The following is a 23606-nucleotide window of genomic DNA, read 5'->3' as shown; positions in this document are numbered from 1 at the left end:
TCGAGCAGGCGTCAGCTCACATGCCCGCGCCCGCAGTGCCGCAGTTGGAACCGGACGATAGCAGGGTCCCGGACTTGCACTTATTCCGCCCCTACCCTTCACGTCTTGGACCCGGTGTTCTTGGGCTTCTCACCCTTGTCCTTGCCGGATTCGGGTTCGACGTAAAGGATCTTGGCCTTCATGTGCGCACGCGTCTGCGCGCCGATCCACACGAGGGTCGTCGCGACCAGCGTGATCGCGAAGGCCTTCGGGTTGAACATCGTGGTGTTCTTGAATGCGGCGACGAAAATGAACAACAGGAGAAGCTGAGCCGTATACAGCATCAGCCCCATCGCCTGGAACAGGTGGGGGAGGGACCGCGCGGTCCGCTGCAGGACCATGAGTCCGATCCCCATGAAGAGGATCACCACGATCGCCGCAACGGCTGCGCCCAGGGCTCCCTTGCCGCCTGCGACGCCACCGCTGACGGCGGCAGCGACTGCGCCGGCGACAGCGGTGGGTACGGCGGCTTGGAGGAGAGTCCGGACGTCGTTGGACGGCATGGCGGCAGCTCCGCTTGCTGGGGGTGGGCAGTGTGTCGTCATGGACGAGCGTAGGCCCGGTCCGAGTCGATGCCTCGGGCCGATGGACCGTAGTACTCAGGTCCTTCAACTCCGTCACCGGGCTTCGTGAACGGTATCACAAACTATTTGATGAGGTCTTTACCAAGAAAGTGTGCTTGCTGTCACACGTGAGAGTGAACGTGCGCGTGTGAGCAAGACAACTCAATATCTTGCCTGGTATTGCCCCTCGATGACCGAATCGTCAGTGCGTGGAATCAGCCTTATCTCTGTCCGAAAAACGCGAACGGGGGCCGATGGCAGTCGCCCCGTTGACGCCGGAGACTCCCACGACGACCGGTGTGCGCTCCTGCCCCTCGTGCTCCTCCTGCCCCATCTGTGTGTTCAGGGGCCGCTGTTGGGCTCCGTCCACCGATGAGCGCGCCGTCTCGGTCACCCCGCCCCGGCCGCGGTGACGACGATACCTGGGCGGTACGAAGCGTTCCGCCCAGTACGGCGCCTGTGGGGTGAAACGGGGCATCAGCAGCAGTACGAGTCCCAGCGCGCTCAGCCCCATGATCACCATCACGATCCACAGGGAGGCCGAGTGCACGGAGTAGCCGACCGCGCCGAAGGCGATCAGGGCCGACCAGAAGTACATGATCAGCACGGACCTGCTGTGCGAATGGCCGATCTCCAGCAGCCGGTGGTGCAGATGCCCGCGGTCCGCGGCGAACGGCGACTGACCGTTCCAGGTGCGCCGCACGATCGCCAGCAGCAGGTCGGCGGCCGGGATCGCGATGATGGTCAGCGGCAGCAGCAGTGGGATGAAGACCGGCAGCATCGCGTGGGTGGCCTCGCGCTCGCTGCCCGCGAAGAGCTTCATCGTGTCCGGGTCGACCTGCCCGGTGACCGAGATCGCCCCGGCCGCCAGCACCAGGCCGATCAGCATCGAGCCCGAGTCGCCCATGAAGATCCGGGCGGGATGCATGTTGTGCGGCAGGAAGCCCAGACACATGCCCATCAGGATGGCCGTGAAGAGTGTCGCCGGCGCCGCCGCCTCGATCATGTGCCCGTACCAGAGCCGGTACGTGTACAGGAAGAACGCCGCGGACGCGATGCAGACCATGCCCGCCGCGAGACCGTCCAGACCGTCGACGAAGTTGACCGCGTTGATGGTGATGACGACCAGGGCGACCGTGAGCAGCGTGCCCTGCCACTGGGTGAGCGCGACGGTGCCGACGCCGGGGATCGGCAGCCACAGGATCGTCAGGCCCTGGATCACCATGACCGCGGCGGCGATCATCTGCCCGCCGAGCTTGATCAGGGCGTCGATCTCGAACTTGTCGTCCAGAACGCCGATCAGCCAGATCAGCGCGGCGCCGGAGAGCAGCGCCCGCGGCTCGTTGGAGAGTTTGAAGACCCAGTCGAGGTTGTACAGATGCGCCGCGACGATCAGTCCGGCGCACAGCCCGCCGAACATGGCGATGCCACCGAGCCTCGGTGTCGGTTCTCGGTGGACGTCGCGCGCACGGATCGCGGGCATCGCCCCGACCGCGATGGCGAACTTGCGCACCGGGCCGGTCAGCAGATAGGTCACCGCGGCCGTGACACAGAGCGTCAGCAGGTAATCACGCACGGGCTGCCCCACAGAATTCGCCGGCCATCTCAGCCCTCACCTTAGCTACGTCGGGCTCATGGTCGAGGACACTGCGGCCGGGCCGATGGTTGCATGGGACACGTCTACCCGGGATAGGGCGGATATTTCCGGGCCAGTTCCCGGACCTCGGCGCGGATGTCGCCCTCCTCACGCACGGCCGCCCCGAAGAGCACCGCCAGCCGCGCCATGTCGGCGTCGCCCATGCCCTGGGTGGTGACGGCCGCGGTGCCGAGCCTGATGCCCCGCGCGTCCCCGTACGGAAGCGCGCAGGTGTCCAGCACCAGGCCGGCCGCCACCAGCCGGGCGCGGGCGACGGGGCCGTCGACGCCCAGCGGGGCCGGGTCCGCGACGATCAGATGGGTGTCCGTGCCGCCCGTGGTGACGTCGAAGCCCTCGGCCTCCAGGCCGGCGGCCAGCACCCGGGCATGGGCCACCACCCGATGGGCGTACGCCGTGAACGCCGGAGTGGCCGCCTCCCCGAACGCGACGGCCTTCGCGGCCACCGTGTGCATCTGCGCGCCGCCCTGGGTGAAGGGGAACACCGCCCGGTCGATCCGCTCGGCCAGCTCCGCGCCGCACAGGATCATCCCGCCGCGCGGACCGCGCAGCACCTTGTGCGTGGTCGCGCAGACCACGTCGGCGTACGGGACGGGGCTCGGCGCCGCTCCCCCGGCGATCAGTCCCATCGGGTGCGCGGCATCGGCGATCAGGTACGCGCCCACCTCGTCGGCGATCTCCCGGAACAGCTCGTAGTCGGGGTGGCGGGGGTACGAGATCGAGCCGCTGACGATCGCCTTCGGGCGGTGCGCCCGCGCCAGGGTGCGCACCTGCTCGTAGTCGATCAGGCCGCTCTCGGAGTCCACCCCGTAACCGATGAACTCGAACCAGCGGCCGGAGAAGTTGGCGGGCGAACCGTGCGTGAGATGTCCGCCGTACGGGAGTCCCATCGCCAGCACCGTGTCGCCGGGGCGCAGCAGGGCCGCGTAGGCGGCGAGGACGGCGGAGGAACCGGAGTGCGCCTGGACGTTGGCGTGTTCGGCGCCGAAGAGCGCGGTGGCCCTTCGGCAGGCGATGCGTTCGGCGGCGTCGGCCTGGTCGCAGCCGCCGTGGTGGCGGGCGCCGGGGTAGCCCTCGGCGTATTTGTTGGCGAGCGGCGAGCCGAGTGCGGCAAGGACCGCGGGCGAGGTGAAGTTCTCGGCGGCGATCAGCTGCAGGGTGCTGGACTGCCGGTGCAGCTCCTTCAGCAGCACGGCGGCGATCTCCGGGTCCTCCCGGAGCAGGGCACCGAAGTCCTGCGGCAGGGCGGCCCCGGCGGCGGAGGGGGGTGCGGCGGGAGTGGTGACCGGCATCGATGAACTCCGGGCCTGGGGAGGGTGCGCTGGCGTCAGCTCCAATGTAGGCCCGTGACGGGCCTCCTGCCCGCTGTGCGGCGACGTCGTACACCCGTTGGGCCCTGGGGTACCCGGCCGACGTGTACGGCCGTCAGAGTGGCGTGGGCGCGCGCCCGTCAGTGCGGGGCCGGCACCCCGTTCAGTGCGGGGCCGGCACCCCGGTCAGGGCCGTGACGACCGGGTCGAGGGCCTGGTTGATCTCGTCGCCGATGGACCGGAAGAACGTGATCGGGGCGCCGTACGGGTCGTACACCTCGTCGGCCTCGGCGGTGGGGGCCAGCAGCCAGCCGCGCAGCGCGGCCGCGGCGCGGACCAGTGCGCGGGCGCGCTCGACCACGCCTTCGTCGCGCGGGTCGGGCAGCGTGGCGGGGTCTATGGCCCGGACCAGCCGGGTGAATTCCTTGAGGGTGAAGGTCCGCAGCCCGGCCGAGTGACCCATCGAGATCACCTGTGCCCGGTGGTCGCGGGTGGCGGTGAGCACCAGGTCGGCGCGGATCACGTGTTCATCGAGCAGTTCCCGGCCGACGAAGCCGGTGGTGTCGGCGCCGAAGTCGGCGAGGACGATCTCCGCGTTGGCTTCCATGGGGGCGCCTTCGTGGCCCCAGGTGCCCGCACTCTCCACGATCAGCCCGCCCTGACGCGGATCCCCGAGGCGGTCCACCAGGGCGTGCCGGGTCAGCCGCTCGGTGATCGGTGAGCGGCAGACGTTGCCGGTGCTGACGTGGAGGATGCGGAAGGTGTCGGACTGCCCCGCTATGCCACGCCCCTCAGGGGCGGTCAATTGGCCACCTCAAGGTCGGGTACCACCTTGCGGAGCTCCTCCACGGAGAGCGCGCCGGCGCGCAGCAGCACGGGGATCCTGCCGGTCACGTCGACGATCGACGACGGCACGATGCCGGGCGTCGGGCCGCCGTCGAGGTAGACGGAGACGGAGTCGCCGAGCATCTCCTGGGCCGCGTCGCAGTCCTCGGGGGCCGGGTGTCCGGTGAGGTTGGCGCTGGAGACGGCCATCGGGCCGACCTCGGTGAGCAGCTCGATGGCGACCGGGTGCAGCGGCATCCGGATGGCGACGGTTCCGCGGGTGTCACCGAGGTCCCACTGCAGCGACGGCTGGTGCTTGGCGACGAGCGTGAGGGCGCCGGGCCAGAAGGCGTCGACGAGCTCCCAGGCCTGTTCGGAGAAGTCCGTGACCAGCCCGTGCAGCGTGTTCGGCGAGCCGATCAGGACGGGCGTGGGCATGTTGCGGCCGCGCCCCTTGGCCTCCAGCAGGTCGGCGACGCCCTCGGAACTGAAGGCGTCCGCGCCGATCCCGTACACGGTGTCGGTGGGCAGCACGACCAGTTCGCCGCGGCGGACGGCCGACGCGGCCTCACGCAGACCCGTCGTACGGTCGGTCGCGTCGTTGCAGTCGTATCGCCGTGCCATCAGCCGGCCTCCTCAAGCGTGTACGGGTATGGCGGGTACGGGTCGTGCGGGTGGTGGCCGCCGGTCACGGCATGGCCTTGCGGGCCGTGGCGAACCGCGGCCGGTTGTTCAGGTCGGGGTGGTCGGCCGCGTCGGCCCAGCCACGTTCCTCGGTGAAGATCCACGGCACCTGGCCGCCCTGGGTGTCGGCGTGCTCGATGACGACGAGGCCGCCGGGGCGCAGCAGACGGTGTGCGGTGCGTTCGATGCCGCGGATGGTGTCGAGGCCGTCCTCGCCGGAGAACAGGGCCATCTCCGGGTCGTGGTCGCGGGCCTCGGGTGCCACGTACTCCCATTCGGTGAGCGGGATGTACGGCGGGTTGGAGATGACCAGGTCGACCTGGCCGTCGAGCTCGGGAAGGGCCGTGAGCGCGTCTCCGTGGTGGACGGTGACCCTGGACCCCTCGGCATTCTTCCTGGTCCACCTGAGGGCGTCGTCGGAGAGCTCCACGGCGTGCACCCGGGAGCGCGGCACCTCCTGGGCCATGGCCAGGGCGATGGCGCCCGATCCGCTGCAGAGGTCGACGACGACCGGCTCGACGACGTCCATCGCGCGCACCGCGTCTATCGCCCAGCCGACGACCGATTCGGTCTCCGGCCGGGGCACGAAGACGCCGGGACCCACCTGGAGCTCCAGGTAGCGGAAGAAGGCGCGTCCGGTGATGTGCTGCAGCGGTTCGCGGGCCTCGCGGCGGGCGATGGCCTCCCAGTAGCGGGCGTCGAAGTCCGAGTCCGGCACACGGTGCAGCTCGCCCCGCTTGACACCGTGCACGAACGCGGCGAGTTCCTCCGCGTCGAATCGCGGTGAAGGCACACCGGCGTCGGCCAGCCGCTGGGTGGCCTGGGCCACCTCGGCGAGCAGCAGGTTCATCGCGGTTCTCCGTACGGGGTTACGGGCGGGGCGGGTCTTGCACTTATGCGGCGGCGAGCTTGGCGGCGGAGTCGGCGTCGACACAGGCCTGGATCACGGAATCCAGGTCGCCGTCGAGCACCTGGTCCAAGTTGTACGCCTTGAAGCCGACGCGGTGGTCCGAGATCCGGTTTTCCGGGAAGTTGTACGTACGGATCTTCTCGGAACGGTCGACCGTGCGCACCTGACTGCGCCGTACGTCCGAAGCCTCCTGCTCGGCGGCCTCCTGCGCGGCCGCGAGCAGACGCGAACGCAGGATGCGCATGGCCTGCTCCTTGTTCTGGAGCTGGCTCTTCTCGTTCTGGCAGGACGCGACGACTCCGGTCGGCAGGTGGGTGATGCGGACCGCCGAGTCCGTGGTGTTGACGGACTGGCCGCCGGGACCCGAGGAGCGGTAGACGTCGATGCGGAGATCGTTGGCGTGGATCTCGACGTCGACCTCCTCGGCCTCGGGCGTGACGAGCACGCCGGCGGCGGAGGTGTGGATGCGGCCCTGGGACTCGGTGGACGGCACCCGCTGCACGCGGTGCACCCCGCCCTCGTACTTCAGCCGGGCCCACACACCCTGGCCGGGCTCGGTGGCACCGTTGCCGCCCTTGGTCTTCACTGCGACCTGGACGTCCTTGTAGCCGCCGAGCTCCGACTCGGTGGAGTCGATGATCTCGGTCTTCCAGCCGACGCGCTCGGCGTAGCGCAGATACATCCGCAGCAGGTCACCGGCGAACAGGGCGGACTCGTCGCCGCCCGCGCCCGCCTTGATCTCCAGGAGCACGTCCTTGTCGTCGCTGGGGTCGCGCGGGACCAGGAGGAGGCGGAGCTTCTCGGTGAGCTCTTCGCGCTGCTTCTCCAGATCCTTCACCTCGGCGGCGAAGTCGGGGTCGTCGGCGGCGAGTTCACGGGCCGTCTCGATGTCGTCCCCGGCCTGCTTCCAGGAGCGGTACGTGCCGACGATCGGGGTCAGCTCGGCGTAGCGCTTGTTGAGCCTGCGCGCGTTGGCCTGGTCGGCGTGGACCGCCGGGTCCGCGAGCTTCTTCTCGAGATCGGCCTGTTCGCCGATCAGTTCCTCGACCGCCTCGAACATCTTCGGGCTCCTGGTTTCTTCACTCAAACGTGCCTGCTGGACGGCGTGATGCCGGCCGGGCGGGGATACGGGCCGCGCACCCCCGGCCGGAAAAAACGCCGGTTCCGACGCCCCCGGGAAGAGGGCGCCGAGAACCGGCGCAGTGGCTCGCTACTTGCTGGCGGAGCCGGCAGCCTTGCCGAAGCGGGCCTCGAAGCGGGCCACGCGGCCACCGGTGTCGAGGATCTTCTGCTTGCCCGTGTAGAACGGGTGGCACTCGGAGCAGACGTCGGCGCGGATGGTGCCGCCGTCGATGGTGCTCCGGGTCGTGAACGACGCGCCACAGGTGCAGCTGACCTGCGTCTCGACGTACTCGGGGTGGATGTCGCGCTTCAAGGGTTTCTCCTAGGTTCGGGAGGGCACCGGGTCGTCCGCGCGGATTGCGCGTCCGTGAACCGGGGCCGACGTACCAGTCTGCCAGGACCGGCCGTATCTCCCAAAACCGGGGGCGGGCCGCAACTATTCCCGGCCCGCCCGGTCACCGCACGACGCTGCCCGCGACACCCTTGTCGCCCGCCGACTTCTCGGTGGCGGAGGCGGGGATCGCCTTGTCCTGCTTCAGTGCCGTCCAGACCTGCTGCGCGGACTCCTCCAGCGGTACGACGCGGTTCGGGTCGGCCGGGTCGTACTGCACGGGCAGGGTGACCATGTGGACGTTCTTCGCGCCGAGCCCCTTGAGGCCGTTGGCGAAGCCGGTGAGCTGCTGGACCGAGCCCAGGTCGGAGTCGGTGGTGATGGCCTTGGTCGCCGTGTCCGCGAGGTCGAAGAGGGTCTTCGGGTTCGAGAACACCCCGACGCTCCTGACCTGTTCCATGAGCGCCTTGATGAATGCCTGCTGGAGCTGGATGCGGCCGAGGTCGCTGCCGTCGCCGACGCTCTTGCGGGTACGGACGAGCCCCAGCGACTGCTCGCCGTCGAGGGTGTGGGTGCCGGGCTCCAGGTCGAGATGGCTCTTGGAGTCGTGGATCGCACGGGTGGTGGTGATCTTCACGCCGCCCAGCTGGTCGATGAGCTTCTTGAAGCCGGTGAAGTCGACTTCGAGGTAGTGGTCCATGCGGATACCGGACATGGACTCGACGGTCTTGACCGCGCAGGCCGGTCCGCCGACCTCGTACGCCGTGTTGAACATCGCGCGCTGCTGCCCCGCGACGGGCTTCCCCGTCGTGTCACTCGTGCATTCCGGGCGGGTGACGAGGGTGTCGCGCGGGATGGAGACGACCGAGGCCGCTCTGTGGCCCTTGTTGACGTGCACGACCATCGCGGTGTCGGAGCGGGCCGTGCCCTCGTCGGCGCCGTACTCGGAGTTCGCGCCGGAGCGGGAGTCGGAGCCGAGCACGAGGATGTCCTCGGAGCCGTTGTCGACGTTGTCGGGGCGGTCCTTGCCGAGCGCCGCGTTGATGTCGACGGCCTTGAGGTTGCCGTTGAGTGTGAAGTAGGCGTATCCGAGCCCGCCGCCGACGACGATCACGGCGGCTGCCAGGGTCCAGATCGCCGCCACCTTCGCCCGGTGGCGTCGGGACGGCTTCCTCCGGCGTTTGCCGGTGGGGCGTATTCGGCCGCCACTCCCGCTCTGCTCGGTCATCCGTCTCCTTCGGTCGTCAGCTTCTCCCGGCTACCCCCTGCAGCGGTGTTCGGGCCCCGAGTCGTCGCCTTGGGCGACTTGTCGCCACTTCGTACGACGTCGCGGTACGAGGAAGGGTTGCACAGCGGCCTGTCACCTCCATGTGAGGACAAAAGGGGCGCGGAGCCTTGATGAACAGCTGGTGATCCCGCGCTCACCTGCGGTTTCTTGCCCTGTACAGACATCACTGCGGCAGCCCTTGTCGCGACCGTCGTGTGGCGAAGGTCTCGGATCGGCCGAAAAGGTCGGATCGGTTGCGTCACATGCGCGGACATCACGACACAGGGCCGCCCCCGTCACCTGGGTGACGGGGGCGGCCCTGTTGTTCGGCCCTGTTGTTCGGCCCTGCTGTCCGGCCTCTGTCGTTCGGCCGGTCCGGGTGCGACGTCAGTCGTTGCCGTTGCCCGGGGCCGGCGTCGTCTTCTGGATCTGGAGCAGGAACTCCGCGTTGGACTGCGTCTTCTTCATCCGGTCCAGGAGGAGCTCGATCGCCTGCTGCTGGTCGAGCGCGTGCAGCACCCGGCGCAGCTTCCAGACGATCGCCAACTCGTCGCTGCCGAGCAGGATTTCTTCCTTGCGGGTGCTGGACGCGTCGACGTCCACCGCCGGGAAGATGCGCTTGTCCGAGAGCTTCCGGTCGAGCTTGAGCTCCATGTTGCCGGTGCCCTTGAACTCCTCGAAGATCACCTCGTCCATCCGCGAACCGGTCTCGACCAGCGCGGTGGCCAGGATCGTCAGCGAACCGCCGTCCTCGATGTTGCGCGCGGCACCGAAGAAGCGCTTCGGCGGGTAGAGCGCGGTCGAGTCGACACCACCGGACAGGATGCGTCCGGAGGCCGGGGCCGCGAGGTTGTACGCACGGCCCAGACGGGTGATGGAGTCCAGCAGGACGACCACGTCGTGACCCAGCTCGACGAGACGCTTGGCACGCTCGATGGCCAGCTCGGCGACGGTGGTGTGGTCCTCGGCGGGACGGTCGAAGGTCGAGGAGATGACCTCGCCCTTCACCGACCGCTGCATGTCGGTGACCTCTTCCGGACGCTCGTCGACCAGGACGACCATCAGGTGGCACTCGGGGCTGTTGACCGTGATGGCGTTGGCGATCGCCTGCAGGATCATGGTCTTGCCGGTCTTCGGCGGAGCCACGATCAGGCCTCGCTGGCCCTTGCCGATCGGTGCCACCAGGTCGATGATCCGCGTCGTCAGGACGTTGGAGTCGGTCTCCAGGCGGAGCCGGTCCTGCGGGTAGAGCGGGGTCAGCTTCTGGAACTCCGGGCGGCCGCGTCCGGTTTCGGGCGCCATGCCGTTGACCGAGTCGAGGCGGACCAGGGCGTTGAACTTCTCGCGCCGCTCGCCGTCCTTGGGCTGGCGCACCGCACCGGTGACGTGGTCACCCTTGCGCAGGCCGTTCTTGCGGACCTGGGCGAGCGAGACGTACACGTCGTTCGGGCCCGGCAGGTAGCCGGAGGTCCGGATGAACGCGTAGTTGTCGAGGATGTCCAGGATGCCCGCGACGGGGATCAGGACGTCGTCGTCGGAGACGGGAACCTCGTTGGCGAAGTCCTCGCGGCCACGACGGCCACGGCGGTCGCGGTAGCGGCCGCGGCGACCACGACGGCCGCCCGCCTCGTCGTCGTAACCGTCGTCCTGCGGTCCGCCGCCCTGCTGGCCCTGGCGCTGCTGGCGCTGGCCGCCCTGCTGGCCCTGCTCGTCACCCTTGCCACGGCGGTCGCGCTGGCGGTCGCGGCGCTCCCCGCGCTCACCGCGCTCCTGACGGTCGCCACGGTCGCCGCGCTGTCCGCGGTCCTGACGGTCGCCACGGCGGCCCTCGGCCGTGTCCACGGCCGCTTCGGCCTTCGCGTCGGCGCGCTCGTCGCTCTTCGGCTCGGTCTGCGCCTCCGCCTTGGCCTCGGTGGCCGGCTTGCTCTCCGCCTTGCCGTCCGGGCTGCCCGCCTGAGCGGTCGCACGGCGCCGACGGCGCTCGCCCGTGGGCTGGTCGTCGCTGGCCGGCTGGCCGGGGATGTCGATCTGCTGCTGGGCCGCGGCCTTCTCGGCGGGCGCGGCGGCCGCGGGCTCGTCCCCGGTGCGCGCCTTGGAGGTGGCACGGCGCTTCGGCTTGGTCTCGGCATCCGCGGCGGGCGCGGCGGCCTTGGGCGCGGCGGTGCTACCGGCCTGCGCCTCCTTGATGACCTCGATCAGCTGGCCCTTGCGCATCCGCGCAGTGCCCTTGATGCCGAGGCCGGACGCGACCTGCTGCAGCTCGGCCAGGACCATGCCGTCAAGGCCGGTGCCGGAGCGGCGGCGCCGTGCGGTGGTGCCAGTGGCAGCACCTTCGGCGGGCGCGGCGCTGTCGACACTCTTGTCGGCAGTCACGCCCATCAGATCGGTGGTGTCGCTCACGAAGGGTCCTTCCCTGGAGCGGACGTCGGCCTTCTGGCTCGGCGACCGGTTGTGCTGTCCGACTGCGGTCTTTTTCTTGCGGACCGTGCCGGGGCGGTGGTCCGCCGGGTACGGCGGAGAGATGAAGGTGTGCTTGGGTCCGGCGCGAGCATCCCCCTGCTCGGCCCACTCCTGGACAAGCGAGGGGTGTCGTGCCGGTTCCGGAGCGTGCACGAAACTGCTCAGGCAGGCTGCTCAGGCAGTTGGGGAGGCTCCCGGAAGAAATGTGGTCCCGGAAAGGGACACGAAGCAACGCGCCACATAGACGTCGGTTGCAGACTTGAGGTTAACACTACCGGCTCCAACAAACATTCCCCCTCTCACTCACCGGCAATCACTTCTCGGCTACGGGGCGAGCGGCAGCACACTCGCACCCGGGGCGTCGAGCGTGAGCCGATTGGCCGCCCATCCCTCGCCCGCCAGTCGTGCGACCTTGTCGGCCGCACCGTCCTCGGCCAGTGCGAGCACGGTCGGCCCGGCACCGGAGATGACCGCGGGCACGCCGTCGGCACGCAGTCGGTTCACGAGTTCCACGCTCTGCGGCATCGCCGGGGCGCGGTACTCCTGGTGCAGTCGGTCCTCGGTGGCGGTGAGCAGCAGGTCGGGGCGCCTGGTCACGGCCTCGACGAGAAGCGCGGCACGGCCGGCGTTGAAGGCCGCGTCGACATGCGGGACCGAGCGCGGCAGCAGCCCGCGGGCGGTCTCGGTCAGGACCGGCTTACCGGGGACGAAAACCACCGGAACGATGGAATCTGCGGGATCCATCCTGATCGCGTGGGCCGATCCGCCGTCCATCCAGGCGAGTGTGAAGCCGCCGAGCAGGCAGGCCGCGACATTGTCGGGGTGGCCCTCGATCTCGGTGGCGAGTTCCAGCAGCGCGGCGTCGTCGAGCCGGGCGTCGCCACCGGTCGTCACGGCTCGGGCGGCGACGATGCCGGCACAGATGGCGGCGGAGGAGGATCCCAGGCCGCGCCCGTGCGGGATGCGGTTGGCGCAGACGATCTCCAGGCCGCGGGGCTGCCCGCCGAGCAGGTCGAAGGCGGTGCGAAGGGAGCGTACGAGAAGGTGACTCTCGTCGCGGGGCAGCGTGTCCGCGCCCTCACCGGCGATATCGATGTGCAGTCCGGAGTCGGCTACGCGGACGACGACGTCGTCGTACAGCCCCAGCGAGAGGCCGAAGGCGTCGAAACCGGGGCCCAGGTTGGCGCTGGTCGCGGGGACGCGCACCCGGACGGCGGCGGCTCGGAAGGCGGGACCGGCCATCGGTTGGACGACTCTCCTTGTGAGGCAGCGGGGGTGGTGGTGCGTTTTCTCGACAGTGGCGGTGGTCGTGGCGACAGGGAGTGGGATTCCGGGGAAACCGACGGCCACAACGGCCCATGCACCGCGGCATATGCGGCGGGGCGGGTTGGGTACAGCTTATCGAAGGAAGGTTCTGTGGCGACATAGGGCGCACAGGAGGCGCACGATGCGTGTCGCCCGCCTCCTATGCGCTCTCCGCCCCGAAAAAGGACGGTTGAGCTGGGTTCTTACCGGGATCCCCGCCGACGGTGAGCCGGGCGCCCGGCGGGGCGGGCCGGGCTCCCGCCGACAGCTGAACCGGGTTGCGCCGTGGAGGCCGGAGCTGTGAGCTCCTCTTACCCGAGACCCAGCTTCTCGGCAGCGGTGGCCGCGTCGACCGGGACCGTGACCGGCTGCGGAGCGCCCGCGACGGCCCAGTCGGGGTCCTTGAGCCCATTGCCGGTGACCGTGCACACGATCTTCTGGCCGGGGTCGACCTTGCCCTCTTCGGCGGCCTTCAGCAGACCGGCGACGGACGCGGCCGAGGCGGGCTCGACGAAGACACCCTCCCGGGAGGCCAACAGCCGGTAGGCGGCCAGAATCTGGCGGTCCGTCACCTCGTCGATGAGACCGCCCGATTCGTCCCGGGCGTTCAGCGCGTACTGCCAGGAGGCCGGGTTGCCGATCCGGATCGCGGTGGCGATGGTCGACGGGTCCTTGACGATCTCGCCGCGGACGATGGGCGCGGAGCCGGAGGCCTGGAAGCCCCACATGCGTGGGGTGTGTGTGGACATGCCGTCCCCCGCGTACTCCTTGTAACCCTTCCAGTACGCGGTGATGTTGCCCGCGTTGCCGACCGGGAGGACGTGGATGTCCGGCGCGTCGCCGAGCGCGTCGACGATCTCGAAAGCGGCGGTCTTCTGGCCCTCGATACGGACCGGGTTGACCGAATTGACCAGCGCCACCGGGTAGTTGTCCGAGAGCGAGCGGGCCAGGGTCAGACAGTCGTCGAAATTGCCGTCGACCTGGAGGATCTTGGCGCCGTGCACGAGCGCCTGACCCATCTTGCCGAGCGCGATCTTGCCCTGCGGCACGAGGACGGCGCACACCATGCCGGCCCGCACCGCGTACGCGGCGGCGGAGGCGGAGGTGTTGCCGGTGGAGGCGCAGATGACGGCCTGTGCGCCCTCCTCCTTGGCCCGGGTGATCGCCATCGTCATACCGCGGTCCTTGAAGGAACCGGTGGGGTTGGCGCCCTCGACCTTGAGGTGCACCTCGCAGCCTGTGCGCTCGGAGAGGACCTGAGCGGGGACGAGCGGCGTACCGCCCTCACGGAGCGTGACGACAGGCGTCGTGCTCGTGACCGGAAGGCGGTCCCGGTACTCCTCGATGATGCCGCGCCACTGGTGGGTGCCCTTGCTGGTCATGGGTCCTTACTCCCCTTCAACACGCATGATGCTGGCGACACCGCGCACGGTGTCGAGCTTGCGCAGCGCCTCGACGGTCGCCGAGAGGGCGGCGTCGGGCGCGCGGTGGGTGACGACGACGAGAGATGCCTCGCCGCCTCCGTCCGTCCATCGCCCGCCGCCACCCTGCTCGATGGCGACTTCGTCGCCGCTGCCTGAGTTTCTGCCTTGCTGGCGGACGGTGTCGATCGATACGCCCTGTTCGGCGAAGACCGTCGCGACCTGGGCGAGCACGCCGGGCTTGTCGGCCACGTCGAGGCTGATGTGGTACCGCGTGACGACCTCGCCCATGGGGCTGACCGGCAGGCGCGTGTACGCGGACTCGCCGGGGCCGGTGGCCTCGTTGAGTTTGTTGCGGCAGACCGCGACCAGGTCGCCGAGGACCGCGGACGCGGTCGGCGAGCCACCGGCGCCGGGGCCGTAGAACATCAGCTGTCCGGCCGCCTCGGCCTCGACGAAGACCGCGTTGTACGCCTCGCGGACCGAGGCCAGGGGGTGGTTCAGCGGAATCATCGCGGGGTGCACGCGCGCGGTGACGGACTGCCCGTCGGCGGCGCGCTCGCAGATGGCGAGAAGCTTGACGGTGCAGCCCATGCGGCGGGCGGAGACGATGTCGGCGGCGGTGACCTCGGTGATGCCCTCGCGGTGTACATCACCGATCCTGACCCGGGTGTGGAAGGCGATCCCGGCGAGGATCGCGGCCTTCGCGGCGGCGTCGAAGCCCTCGACGTCGGCGGTCGGGTCGGCCTCGGCGTATCCGAGGGCGGTGGCCTCGTCGAGCGCCTCGGAGTATCCGGCTCCGCTCGTGTCCATCCGGTCGAGGATGAAGTTGGTGGTGCCGTTCACGATGCCGAGGACCCGGTTGACCTTGTCACCGGCGAGGGACTCGCGCAGCGGCCGTACGAGCGGGATGGCACCGGCCACGGCGGCCTCGTAGTAGAGGTCCCGGCCGTGCTGCTCGGCGGCGCCGTGCAGTGCGGCGCCGTCCTCGGCCAACAGCGCCTTGTTGGCGGAGACGACGCTCGCGCCGTGCTCGAAGGCGGTGGTGATGAGCGTGCGGGCGGGCTCGATGCCCCCGATGACCTCGATGACGACGTCGATGTCGCCCCGTTTGACCAGGGCTGTCGCATCGGTGGTGATCAGTGCGGGATCGATGCCCTCGCGCACTTTGGAAGGCCGGCGCACGGCGACACCCGCGAGCTCGACCGGCGCGCCGATGCGCGCGGCGAGGTCGGCCGCCTGCGTCGTCATGATGCGCGCCACCTCTGAGCCGACCACTCCACAGCCCAGCAGCGCCACCTTCAGCGGACGCGTACGCATCATCCGACCTCGTTTCCTTTACATCTGTTGTATGGACCAGTCTCACTCACCGGACGAGCGTTCCTGCCGCCCGTCCGGATCCTGAGACATCTACGGGGGTCCGGGGGTGTCCCCCGGGAAAATCGGCATCAGCCGACATCGAGACGCAGGAGATCTTCCTCCGTCTCGCGCCTGACGATGACACGCGCCTCTCCGTCGCGCACGGCGACGACGGGCGGGCGCAGGGCATGGTTGTAGTTGCTCGCCATCGAGCGGCAGTAGGCACCGGTGGCGGGGACGGCGATCAGGTCGCCCGGGGCCAGGTCCGACGGCAGGAAGGCGTCCTTGACCACGATGTCGCCGCTCTCGCAGTGCTTGCCGACGACGCGGGCGAGCATCGGCTCGGCGTCGGAGGTGCGCGAGACGAGCGCGACGCTGTACTCGGCGTCGTACAGCGCGGTGCGGATGTTGTCCGACATGCCGCCGTCGACGCTGACGTACGTACGCAGCCCCTCCAGGGGCTTGATCGTGCCGACCTCGTACAGCGTGAACGCGGTCGGGCCGACGATGGCGCGGCCCGGCTCGACGGAGATCCGCGGGGTGGCGAGCCCGGCCGCCTCGCATTCGCGGGTCACGATGTCGCCGAGCGCCTTGGCGATCTCGTGCGGCTCGCGCGGGTCGTCCGCTGAGGTGTAGGCGATCCCCAGTCCGCCGCCCAGGTCGATCTCGGGCAGCTCGACCCCGTGCTCGTCACGCACCTCGGCGAGCAGCTGCACCACGCGCCGGGCGGAGACCTCGAAACCGGCCATGTCGAAGATCTGCGAGCCGATGTGCGAGTGGATGCCGATCAGATCGAGCCCGTCGAGGGTGAGCGCCCGGCGCACCGCCTCGGCGGCCTGGCCGTCGGCCAGCGCGATCCCGAACTTCTGGTCCTCGTGCGCGGTGGCGATGAACTCGTGGGTGTGCGCCTCGACACCGACGGTCACCCGGATCTGTACGCGCTGCCGCTTGCCGAGCCGCTGCGCGACGTGCGCGACCCGGGCGATCTCCTGGAAGGAGTCGAGCACGATCCGCCCGACGCCGACGGTGACCGCCCGCTCGATCTCCTCGACGGTCTTGTTGTTGCCGTGGAAGGCGATGCGCTCGGCCGGCATCCCGGCGTCCAGCGCGCAGGTCAGCTCTCCCCCGGAGCAGACGTCGAGGTTGAGCCCCTCCTCCTTGAGCCAGCGCACGACGGCCCGCGACAGGAACGCCTTTCCGGCGTAGAACACATCGGCGTCCCGTCCGAAGGCGTCGGCCCAGGCCCGGCAGCGGGCCCGGAAGTCGCTCTCGTCGAGGAAGTAGGCCGGAGTACCGAACTCCTCGGCCAGTCGCGTCACTTCGATCCCGCCGACGGTGACCGTGCCGTGCTCGTCACGGACGACCGTACGGGCCCAGACCTTCTCGTCCAGGACATTGAGATCGGCGGGCGGGGCCGTGTAGTGCCCTTCCGTCATGACATCGGCGTGGCGGGGCCCGGCGGGGTGTGCGGATCGGCTCATCGTGTTGCTCTGTTCTCTCGGGTCTCTCAGAGGACTTCGGGTGCGCTGATGCCGAGCAGGGACAGGCCGCCTGCCAGCACCGTCCCGACGGCTTCGGCGAGGGCGAGCCGGGAACGGTGGGCGGCCGAGGGTTTCTCGTCACCGACGGGCAGCGGCCGGGCGTCGTCGTGGAAGTCGAAGAAGGCCTGCGCGACCGCTTCCAGCTGCCGGGCGACCCGGTCGGGCTCGCGGTGGCGGGCGGCTGCGGCGAGCACACCGGGATGGTCGGCGAGGAGCGCCCCGAGCACGGGCGCGTCCACGCCCTCCTCGTACGCGGCACGGAAACCGAGCTGCTCGGCGTTCCGGCTCAGGGCGCGGGTCCGGGCGTGGGCGTACCGCACCCGGAACAGCGGATTGCTCTCCCCCTGCACGAGAAGATCGTCGCTCCCCGTGCACCGGGGCCGGTCGTGCGGGGCGGCCCGCAGCAGTGCCCAGCGCGCGGCATCGTTCCCGAGCCGCTCGAAGAGATCGCGGTCGGAGGCGGGCACGGCCACCACATGCAGCGCCTCGCCGCCGGCCGTACGCTCCCGGACCTCCGCGCCCTGGGCCCGGAGCAGCCGCTCCACGGTCCCGGTGACGACACGGGCGCGCGGCTCGTCGACGGGCGCGAAGCAGACGGTGGTACCGACGAGGTCGTCCCCGTGCCCGTACTCCGCGCCGCGCTCGTCGACGGCCAGGACGAGCGCGCCCAGCCGGTCGGCGCCGTCGAGCAGGGTGAAGTTCAGGAACCCGGGTCCGGTGACCTCGACGCCGCCGATCCCCGGCGCCCCCTGCACCCGCGCCCGGAGGATCTCGGCCACTTCCCTGGCCGGCAGCGCGGCGGGCCGGGCCAGCTGGAGGGCGACGGCACAGGCGTAGTCCCCACGCCCGCCGGGCCGGGTCCGCTCCACCCGCACGCGCGCGGGCACGGGCGCGTGCAAGGCGTCCTCGTCGACCGCGCGGCGCACGGCGTGCAGCACGGCCCTGGAGAGATCGGCGGGGGTCACAGGACAAGCGTATGGGAGAAAGGGGGGCATCCCGCGACCCGGTTTCGCCATGCGGTCACCCTGCGGTGCTCTCCGCCTTCCCGGCGCCGTGTCTGCCGTCGAGCGGCGGCGGGTCCTCCCGGTCCATCAACTGCCGTACGAGCCGCACGAGCTCGCTCGGCTCGAAGGGCTTCGCCAGGAAGGCGTCGACCCCTGCGGCGACGGCACTGTCCGCCTCGAAGGGAGTGCAGGCGCTGATGATCGCCACGGGCAGATGTCTGGTCTGCGGATCGGAGCGCAATCTGGTGGCCGTCTGCAGACCGTCCAGCCTGGGCATGACGACATCGAGCGTGATCACATCGGGGCGGACCCGATGAACCAGATCCAGACACTCGGCACCATCGGCCGCAGTCACGACCTCGAAGCCCTCAAGCTCGAGATTGACCCTGATCAACTGCCGGATGACCTCGTTGTCGTCGACAACAAGCACGCGGCCACACGCCCCTGACACACTCCGAGAGTAGGCGGGACGTAGGGGCTGCGTCCGGGTTTTGCCTATTTCCGACCCCGGACGAGTGGTGCGAGCGGTGGCCGGATGCGCCCCAACCGCACCGCACGCCCCTTCCACGGGGCCCGCGCCGCCACCTCCGACAGCCCGGAAATACCTGTTCACGGACACCCCGCCGAAGCTGGTAGTGTTTCACCCGTCGCCGAGCACCACAGCGATGCGCCCTCGTAGCTCAGGGGATAGAGCATCGGCCTCCGGAGCCGTGTGCGCAGGTTCGAATCCTGCCGAGGGCACTTCCGGACAGACCTTCTGATCAGTGGAAACGCTGAACAGGAGGTCTTTTTCATGGAGGTGAGATCTCGGTGCGCTCACCGCGGGTGCCGGACCGGTAGCGGTCGACGACGTCTGCGCCGTCGCCGCCACCCGCCGCGAGCGGCGAGAGCAAGGACGGCGGGGCGAGGAAGCCCGGCCGCGCACATCGATCCGTGCGGTCCGGGTCCGTCCGACGAGCAGCACGTCCGCGGACAGGGACGCCGACGTACGGTCGGCGGTCCTTCGATCCGGTGCTTTCGGCGCGGGCACGGCCGAGGGCGTGCCGCCGCCTGTCGCGACGGCACGCCCTCGTTCTCCGGATACGTCCCCGAACCTGCCGGGGCCGGGATCCGCCGCGGCGGCCCCAGGTGTACCGGATCGTTCAGGCGTTACTTCGTGGAGTTCTTCCGATTCCTGATCCTGGTGCCCACGAAGGCGCCTCCGCCGCCCGCGGCCAGCGCGAGTACGGCCCGGCTGCCGGGTCTGCCGCTTGCCGTCGGCGGTCTGCTGATGCGCCAGGTCGTTGGCGTAGTAGCCGACGGTGCCGCCGCCCGGCAGGGCGGTGGTACGGCCGAACGCGTCGTAGGTGTAGTCGCCGTCGACGAGCCCGTCACCGCTGTCGTAGGCGGAGCTGGTGGTGATGCCTCCGCCGGTGGGGCAAACGGCGCCGGGTGAACCGGTCGCGCTGGTGAGGGATTTGCGATTGATGCGCACGTCAAAGGTGTACGAGCGGCGGTGCGGACCGTCTCGGAAGTGTCATCGACGGTGGTGAGCCGTCCCGTGGCGTCGTACCGGTACGTCTGGTCGGACCAGCCGGTGTGCCCGGCGACCTGGCCGTGGATGGACTCGGTTCCGTTCCCGGCAGGTCGATGTCGAGAAGCGCGACGTCCGGCTCGGAGCGCTGCGCGATGTCCGGGGCCGCCCTCGCGTCCGGTGCCCGGCCCACGACCTCGATGCCGAACTCGCCGTCGAGGAGTGCGACCAGGCCGGCCCTGACGACCTGCATGTCCTCCACGACGAGCACCTTGATCACGGACCCTCGTCCTCCGGGCCGCCGGAACCGATCTGTTCGGCCCGCAACGCCAGGTCCTGCAGCACATCGGCGGAGGACACGTCCGTCTGCCCGGAGTCGTGCACCTGGGCCAGCATCGCGAAGGCCAGGGTGAACGCGCCGACCAACTGCTCCACCGCGCCCCCGACCTCCCGGCCGACGACCGCCGCGACCTCTTCGATCGAGGCGTCCTCGGGGATCGTGATCCGGGGCATCGTCTCGTTCAGGAGCGCGGTCACCACGCTCGAATCCGTTTGCACGTCGTCACGGTCGACGTTCTCTTCGAGGAGCCGGCGGATCTCGCCCGCCTCCGTGAGGATGCCCACCACACGCTTCACCACTTCGCTCTGCTCCATGCGGTGAGCATAGGCCTGGGAGCCGTGCAGTCGGTGATCAGTCGGCGTTTCCCGACGCCGTCGGTTCGGGCGGACCATGCCCTCTGCCTGTGCCTGTGCCTTGGCACCCGACTCCTCGTCCGCGCCCACGCCGGCCACCTGGTCCGCCTCCGCCCTCACGTCCTCGGACCACTGCCCGGAATGGGATCCGCGCTGTTCAGACAGGTCTGCGCGGCCTGCTGCGGCTCCGCCCGCTCTTGCTCGAAGGACAACGCATCCCCCTCGTCCGTTCCTGTCAGGATGCTGACCGGCGACGCGGCTGCAGACGTGTCGGCGTCCGTGCGGTGCGCACATCCTCACGGTGTGCGTGGGCGGCCGATGGACCGTCGTCGGTGGTGGCCGGGGCCCGGGGCCGAGGCCGCCGGTCCCGGCCGGTCCAGCCGCGTCCGTCAGCCCACCGGCAGCCCCGGTGCCGGGTAGCCGTCCATCAGTGCCTTCACCTCCGTGCGGACCTTCTCGACCGTGGCCTCGTCGTCGGTGCGCGCCGCCTCGACCACGCGGCTGATCCACTCCGCGACCGTGGCCATCTCCGAGGCCGGGACGCCTCGGGAGGTCAGGGCCGGGGTGCCGATCCGGATGCCGGAGGGGTCGAAGGGCTTGCGGGGGTCATAGGGGACGGTGTTGTGGTTGACGACGATTCCGGCCCGGTCCAGGGCCTTCGCGGCGATCTTGCCCGGGACGCCGCGGGAGGTCAGGTCGATCAGCAGGAGGTGGTTGTCCGTGCCGCCGGAGACCAGGTCGAAGCCTCGGGACGCCAACTCCTCGCCCAGGCTTCGGGCGTTGGCGACCACCCGGTGGGCGTACGCGCTGAACTCGGGGCGGGCTGCCTCCTTCAGCGCTACCGCGATCGCCGCCGTGGTCTGGTTGTGGGGGCCGCCCTGGAGGCCGGGGAAGACGGCGCGGTCGATGGCGCGTGCGTGTTCCGCCCTGCTCAGCAGCATCGCGCCGCGCGGGCCGCGCAGGGTCTTGTGGGTGGTGGTGGAGACCACGTCGGCGTACGGGGCGGGCGACGGGTGGGCGCCTCCCGCGATCAGGCCGGCGATGTGGGCGACATCGGCGACCAGGACCGCACCGACCTCCCGGGCGATCCCGGCGAAGCCCGCGAAGTCGATCGTGCGGGGCACGGCCGTACCGCCGCAGAAGATCACCTTCGGGCGTTCGGCCAGGGCCAGGTCGCGTACCTCGTCCAGGTCGATGCGGCCGGTGTCGCGGCTTACGCCGTACTGCACCCCGCGGAACCAGGTACCGGTGGCCGAGACGCCCCAGCCGTGCGTGAGATGGCCGCCCATCGGCAGTGACATGCCGAGCACGGTGTCGCCGGGCTTCAGGAACGCCAGGTACACGGCAAGGTTGGCGGGTGAGCCGGAGTACGGCTGCACATTGGCGTGGTCCATCCCGAAGAGTGCCTCGGCCCGTTCGGCGGCGAGCGTCTCGACCTGGTCGATGTTCTGCTGGCCCTCGTAGTACCGCTTGCCCGGGTAGCCCTCGGAGTACTTGTTCTGGAGCACGGTGCCGGACGCTTCGAGCACGGCGGCGGAGACGTAGTTCTCACTGGGGATCAGGCGCAGGGTGTCGGCCTGGAGCTGTTCCTCGGCCGCCACCAGTGCGGCGAGTTCCGGATCGGCTGCCGCCAGGGCGGGGTGGCGGGGGTGCGAGGGTGCGGTCACGGGGTCCTCCCGGGTCGGTCGCATTGCTGCGGTGGACCCGGATGCCCAGGCGGACGGCTCTCCGGCGATGACGCCCCCGGGCGGGCCCGGGGTGTGCCGCTTCCTCGTGGTCGATTCCACGGAGCACCCCTGCCGGGGCACGCGCCAGTTGCGGCACCGGGAATTTTACCGGGTGCGGGGCCGGGCCGCTTCGATGTGGGTCGATTCGTCGACCGTCGACCGGCCTGGCGACCGGTCCGGATTGACACTGTTCGGGCCGTCGTGGAAGGTAATTCGACCGGGCGTGGAGCGAGGCCCGTATAGCTCAACAATTGGGGGGCCGAAGTGAGTTGGGATGGTCAGCATTTCGGGGCAGGGGCGAGTCCTTCGCCACCGTCCGACTCGCCTTCCGCGCCCCCTCCCCCGAGCCGACCTCCCACCGTCGGGCCACCGCCACCGGGAGGCCTTCTCCGCTCCGTGTCCGTGGGACTGCTCAACCTGAGCGGGTTCGGGCTCGGCTATGCGCTGATGCGGTGCTGGTTCAGGACGGTTCTGTGCTGGACGGCGACCGGTGCGCTGCTGCTGGTCGCCCTCCCCGCCGATGCCGACGGGATCGCCGGGGGGCTGGTCGTCGCGTATCTCGTCGTGCTGGTCGTGGCGGCCGCGGACGGGGCGAGGACCGCACGGCGTCGCGCCGTCGGCGGGTCGTGGCGACCGATGGTGGCGGCGGGGACCGGCCTGGTGCTGCTGGCGGTGCCCGCGGGGGGCGTGGTGTTCTACGGCTCCGCGAAGGACGAGGCGGTCGAGCAGATGCTGCTCGACCGGCTGGACCGCGGCGACCGGAGCGTCGAGGCCGCCTCCGGCAAGCCCTTCGCCGCCGCACGGGGCGACTACCAGGCGGCACTCACCATCTATCGGGGGCTCGGTGAGGAGCACTCCGGATCGAGGGCCGGGAAGCTCGTGCCGCAGCGGCTCGACGCGTACTACAAGGCGGTCTCGGCGCCGTACCGGCAGAAGAAGTTCTGCGAGGCCATCGAGCCGCTGACCTATCTGCGGACCCTGCCCCGGTCGATCGGCCCGAAGCTGCTGGGCGATCTCGCCGGCTACCCCGACGGTCCGCTCGCCGCCTCGCTGTACGCATGCGGGGTGTCGAAGCTGGGTGCCGTGCCGACCGGCACCAGGGACAGCGACGAACTGGGCGAGCTGCTGCGTACGTTCCCCGACTCGGCCGAGGCCGGGAAGGTGGGGCCCGCGGTCTCCAGGAAGATCTCGGAGCAGAACCGGGCCGTGCGCGGCAGCGACCCCTGCGCCGCCAGGGACACGTTGCAGCGGCTCCGTACGACCGCCCTCGCGCTGCCGGACAAGTCCGTCTCCGCGCTGGCCCCGAAGACCGACGGCGGCATCCGGAACGGCGCATACGCCTGCGGTGTCGCCCGGTTCAACGCCGGGCGGTTCGACCAGGCGCGGCAGACGCTGACGGAGTTCGCCGCCACGTACAAGAAGGACAAGCGCCGCGCTCGGGCCCGGGACATCGTCATCGCCGCCGAGATCGCCGAAAAACGGCCGGCCGCCGGAAAGCACCTGCCGCCCTCGGGCCCGCCGGGCGGGGGGCGGATAGAGCTCGTCATCAGCAACGACGCCCCCGACGGGGTCGAGATCCTGTACACCGGGCCGGTGACGGGAAGGACCGGCATCAAGGGGTGCGGCGGTTGCTCCTCGTACTCCTGGGTGAGCGGGGCCGCCGCGGCCTGCAAGGCCAAGGGGAAGAGCTACCCGAAGGTGACGCTCTGGCTGCCCGCGGGTGAGTACCACTTCCTGTACAAGCACCGAGGGGCCTCGTCCGGCACAGGCGTGACGAGCTACGCGGACGGTTCGAGGATCCAGCCCGGATACCGGTACACCGGCTGTACGTACGTGAGCAGGTCTCCCGGACTCGGCTACGAACCGAAGGGCACCTGA

General features: G+C 70.2%; 19 protein-coding genes, 1 tRNA gene and 2 pseudogenes. 2 read left to right on the top strand and 20 right to left on the bottom strand.

Annotated features, from left to right (window positions below):
* Positions 1-98: 98 nt before the first annotated feature.
* The 16 genes from ACIOHC_RS21825 to ACIOHC_RS21750 all read right to left on the bottom strand — a co-directional run bounded on the left by ACIOHC_RS21825 (position 99) and on the right by ACIOHC_RS21750 (position 18246).
* Positions 99-542, bottom strand: coding sequence for a hypothetical protein (locus ACIOHC_RS21825; RefSeq protein ID WP_351077770.1), 444 nt, complete (start codon positions 540-542; stop codon positions 99-101).
* Between the two features lie 262 nt (positions 543-804).
* Complete coding sequence (locus ACIOHC_RS21820) at positions 805-2190, bottom strand: MraY family glycosyltransferase (RefSeq protein ID WP_351077772.1); 1386 nt, start codon at positions 2188-2190, stop codon at positions 805-807.
* A gap of 92 nt (positions 2191-2282) precedes the next feature.
* Positions 2283-3548 (bottom strand): serine hydroxymethyltransferase, encoded by a 1266-nt coding sequence (gene glyA / locus ACIOHC_RS21815; protein ID WP_351077775.1) that lies wholly within the window; start codon positions 3546-3548, stop codon positions 2283-2285.
* Between the two features lie 181 nt (positions 3549-3729).
* Positions 3730-4371 carry a protein-tyrosine-phosphatase gene (locus ACIOHC_RS21810; protein ID WP_351077777.1) on the bottom strand — a complete coding sequence of 214 codons (642 nt, stop codon included), beginning with the start codon at positions 4369-4371 and terminating at the stop codon, positions 3730-3732.
* Complete coding sequence (locus ACIOHC_RS21805; protein WP_351077780.1) at positions 4368-5015, bottom strand: L-threonylcarbamoyladenylate synthase; 648 nt, start codon at positions 5013-5015, stop codon at positions 4368-4370. The genes ACIOHC_RS21810 and ACIOHC_RS21805 overlap by 4 nt, the downstream gene beginning before the upstream one ends.
* Positions 5016-5079: 64 nt before the next feature.
* A complete protein-coding gene (gene prmC, locus ACIOHC_RS21800) occupies positions 5080-5925 on the bottom strand; it encodes a peptide chain release factor N(5)-glutamine methyltransferase (protein WP_365690095.1) in 846 nt (281 codons plus the stop codon).
* A 43-nt stretch (positions 5926-5968) separates the two neighbouring features.
* A complete protein-coding gene (prfA, locus tag ACIOHC_RS21795) occupies positions 5969-7045 on the bottom strand; it encodes a peptide chain release factor 1 (RefSeq protein ID WP_093894461.1) in 1077 nt (358 codons plus the stop codon).
* 150 nt (positions 7046-7195) lie between these two features.
* Positions 7196-7420, bottom strand: a complete 225-nt coding sequence (gene rpmE / locus ACIOHC_RS21790; RefSeq protein WP_019764351.1) for a 50S ribosomal protein L31 — start codon at positions 7418-7420, stop codon at positions 7196-7198.
* A gap of 142 nt (positions 7421-7562) precedes the next feature.
* The gene (locus ACIOHC_RS21785) at positions 7563-8666 is read right to left on the bottom strand and encodes an LCP family protein (protein ID WP_351077787.1); all 1104 of its coding nucleotides are present in this window, start codon (positions 8664-8666) and stop codon (positions 7563-7565) included.
* A 426-nt stretch (positions 8667-9092) separates the two neighbouring features.
* A complete protein-coding gene (rho, locus tag ACIOHC_RS21780) occupies positions 9093-11105 on the bottom strand; it encodes a transcription termination factor Rho (protein ID WP_401843598.1) in 2013 nt (670 codons plus the stop codon).
* Positions 11106-11489: 384 nt separating this feature from the next.
* A complete protein-coding gene (gene thrB, locus ACIOHC_RS21775) occupies positions 11490-12407 on the bottom strand; it encodes a homoserine kinase (protein ID WP_351077792.1) in 918 nt (305 codons plus the stop codon).
* Positions 12408-12781: 374 nt separating this feature from the next.
* Positions 12782-13852 (bottom strand): threonine synthase, encoded by a 1071-nt coding sequence (gene thrC, locus ACIOHC_RS21770; RefSeq protein WP_351077794.1) that lies wholly within the window; start codon positions 13850-13852, stop codon positions 12782-12784.
* A gap of 6 nt (positions 13853-13858) precedes the next feature.
* Positions 13859-15214, bottom strand: a complete 1356-nt coding sequence (locus ACIOHC_RS21765) for a homoserine dehydrogenase (RefSeq protein WP_365690098.1) — start codon at positions 15212-15214, stop codon at positions 13859-13861.
* Between the two features lie 125 nt (positions 15215-15339).
* Positions 15340-16731: a diaminopimelate decarboxylase gene (lysA, locus tag ACIOHC_RS21760; protein ID WP_401843594.1), complete on the bottom strand. Its 1392-nt coding sequence runs from the start codon at positions 16729-16731 to the stop codon at positions 15340-15342.
* 26 nt (positions 16732-16757) lie between these two features.
* Positions 16758-17756, bottom strand: a complete 999-nt coding sequence (gene nrtL, locus ACIOHC_RS21755; RefSeq protein ID WP_351077801.1) for an ArgS-related anticodon-binding protein NrtL — start codon at positions 17754-17756, stop codon at positions 16758-16760.
* A gap of 55 nt (positions 17757-17811) precedes the next feature.
* Entirely contained in the window at positions 17812-18246 is a 435-nt protein-coding gene (locus ACIOHC_RS21750) for a response regulator (RefSeq protein WP_351077803.1), read from the bottom strand.
* A 218-nt stretch (positions 18247-18464) separates the two neighbouring features.
* Between ACIOHC_RS21750 and ACIOHC_RS21745 the strand changes: the two genes are divergently transcribed.
* Positions 18465-18536 (top strand) — tRNA-Arg (locus ACIOHC_RS21745).
* Positions 18537-19029: 493 nt separating this feature from the next.
* On the opposite strand, the pseudogene ACIOHC_RS21740 reads toward ACIOHC_RS21745, so the two are convergent.
* The 4 genes and pseudogenes from ACIOHC_RS21740 to glyA (ACIOHC_RS21725) all read right to left on the bottom strand — a co-directional run.
* Positions 19030-19406, bottom strand: a pseudogene (locus tag ACIOHC_RS21740) (hypothetical protein); the annotation flags it as partial.
* Positions 19407-19468: 62 nt separating this feature from the next.
* Positions 19469-19561 (bottom strand): annotated as a pseudogene (locus tag ACIOHC_RS21735) (hypothetical protein); the annotation flags it as partial.
* 23 nt (positions 19562-19584) lie between these two features.
* The gene (locus ACIOHC_RS21730) at positions 19585-19962 is read right to left on the bottom strand and encodes a hypothetical protein (protein ID WP_351077805.1); all 378 of its coding nucleotides are present in this window, start codon (positions 19960-19962) and stop codon (positions 19585-19587) included.
* Between the two features lie 428 nt (positions 19963-20390).
* Positions 20391-21692, bottom strand: coding sequence for a serine hydroxymethyltransferase (gene glyA, locus ACIOHC_RS21725; protein ID WP_401843739.1), 1302 nt, complete (start codon positions 21690-21692; stop codon positions 20391-20393).
* A gap of 438 nt (positions 21693-22130) precedes the next feature.
* Here glyA (ACIOHC_RS21725) and ACIOHC_RS21720 point away from each other — a divergent pair, with 438 nt between their 5' ends.
* On the top strand, positions 22131-23606 hold the full coding sequence (locus ACIOHC_RS21720) for a hypothetical protein (RefSeq protein ID WP_401843591.1): 1476 nt from the start codon (positions 22131-22133) through the stop codon (positions 23604-23606).

This window comes from Streptomyces sp. NPDC088252, from assembly GCF_044740965.1.
In the GTDB taxonomy this organism is placed as follows: Bacteria; Actinomycetota; Actinomycetes; order Streptomycetales; family Streptomycetaceae; genus Streptomyces.
Note: the sequence above shows the minus strand (reverse complement) of the source record. Positions and strands in the feature narration are given on the sequence as shown.

Bases quoted from the DNA above. Each gene is read 5' to 3' on its own strand.
- ACIOHC_RS21825 (WP_351077770.1), bottom strand. From the start codon at position 542: ATGCCGTCCAACGACGTCCGGACTCTCCTCCAAGCCGCCGTACCCACC.
- glyA (WP_351077775.1), bottom strand. From the start codon at position 3,548: ATGCCGGTCACCACTCCCGCCGCACCCCCCTCCGCCGCCGGGGCCGCC.
- ACIOHC_RS21805 (WP_351077780.1), bottom strand. From the start codon at position 5,015: ATGGCACGGCGATACGACTGCAACGACGCGACCGACCGTACGACGGGT.
- prmC (WP_365690095.1), bottom strand. From the start codon at position 5,925: ATGAACCTGCTGCTCGCCGAGGTGGCCCAGGCCACCCAGCGGCTGGCC.
- prfA (WP_093894461.1), bottom strand. From the start codon at position 7,045: ATGTTCGAGGCGGTCGAGGAACTGATCGGCGAACAGGCCGATCTCGAG.
- ACIOHC_RS21785 (WP_351077787.1), bottom strand. From the start codon at position 8,666: ATGACCGAGCAGAGCGGGAGTGGCGGCCGAATACGCCCCACCGGCAAA.
- thrB (WP_351077792.1), bottom strand. From the start codon at position 12,407: ATGGCCGGTCCCGCCTTCCGAGCCGCCGCCGTCCGGGTGCGCGTCCCC.
- thrC (WP_351077794.1), bottom strand. From the start codon at position 13,852: ATGACCAGCAAGGGCACCCACCAGTGGCGCGGCATCATCGAGGAGTAC.
- ACIOHC_RS21765 (WP_365690098.1), bottom strand. From the start codon at position 15,214: ATGATGCGTACGCGTCCGCTGAAGGTGGCGCTGCTGGGCTGTGGAGTG.
- lysA (WP_401843594.1), bottom strand. From the start codon at position 16,731: ATGAGCCGATCCGCACACCCCGCCGGGCCCCGCCACGCCGATGTCATG.
- ACIOHC_RS21730 (WP_351077805.1), bottom strand. From the start codon at position 19,962: ATGGAGCAGAGCGAAGTGGTGAAGCGTGTGGTGGGCATCCTCACGGAG.
- glyA (WP_401843739.1), bottom strand. From the start codon at position 21,692: ATGCGACCGACCCGGGAGGACCCCGTGACCGCACCCTCGCACCCCCGC.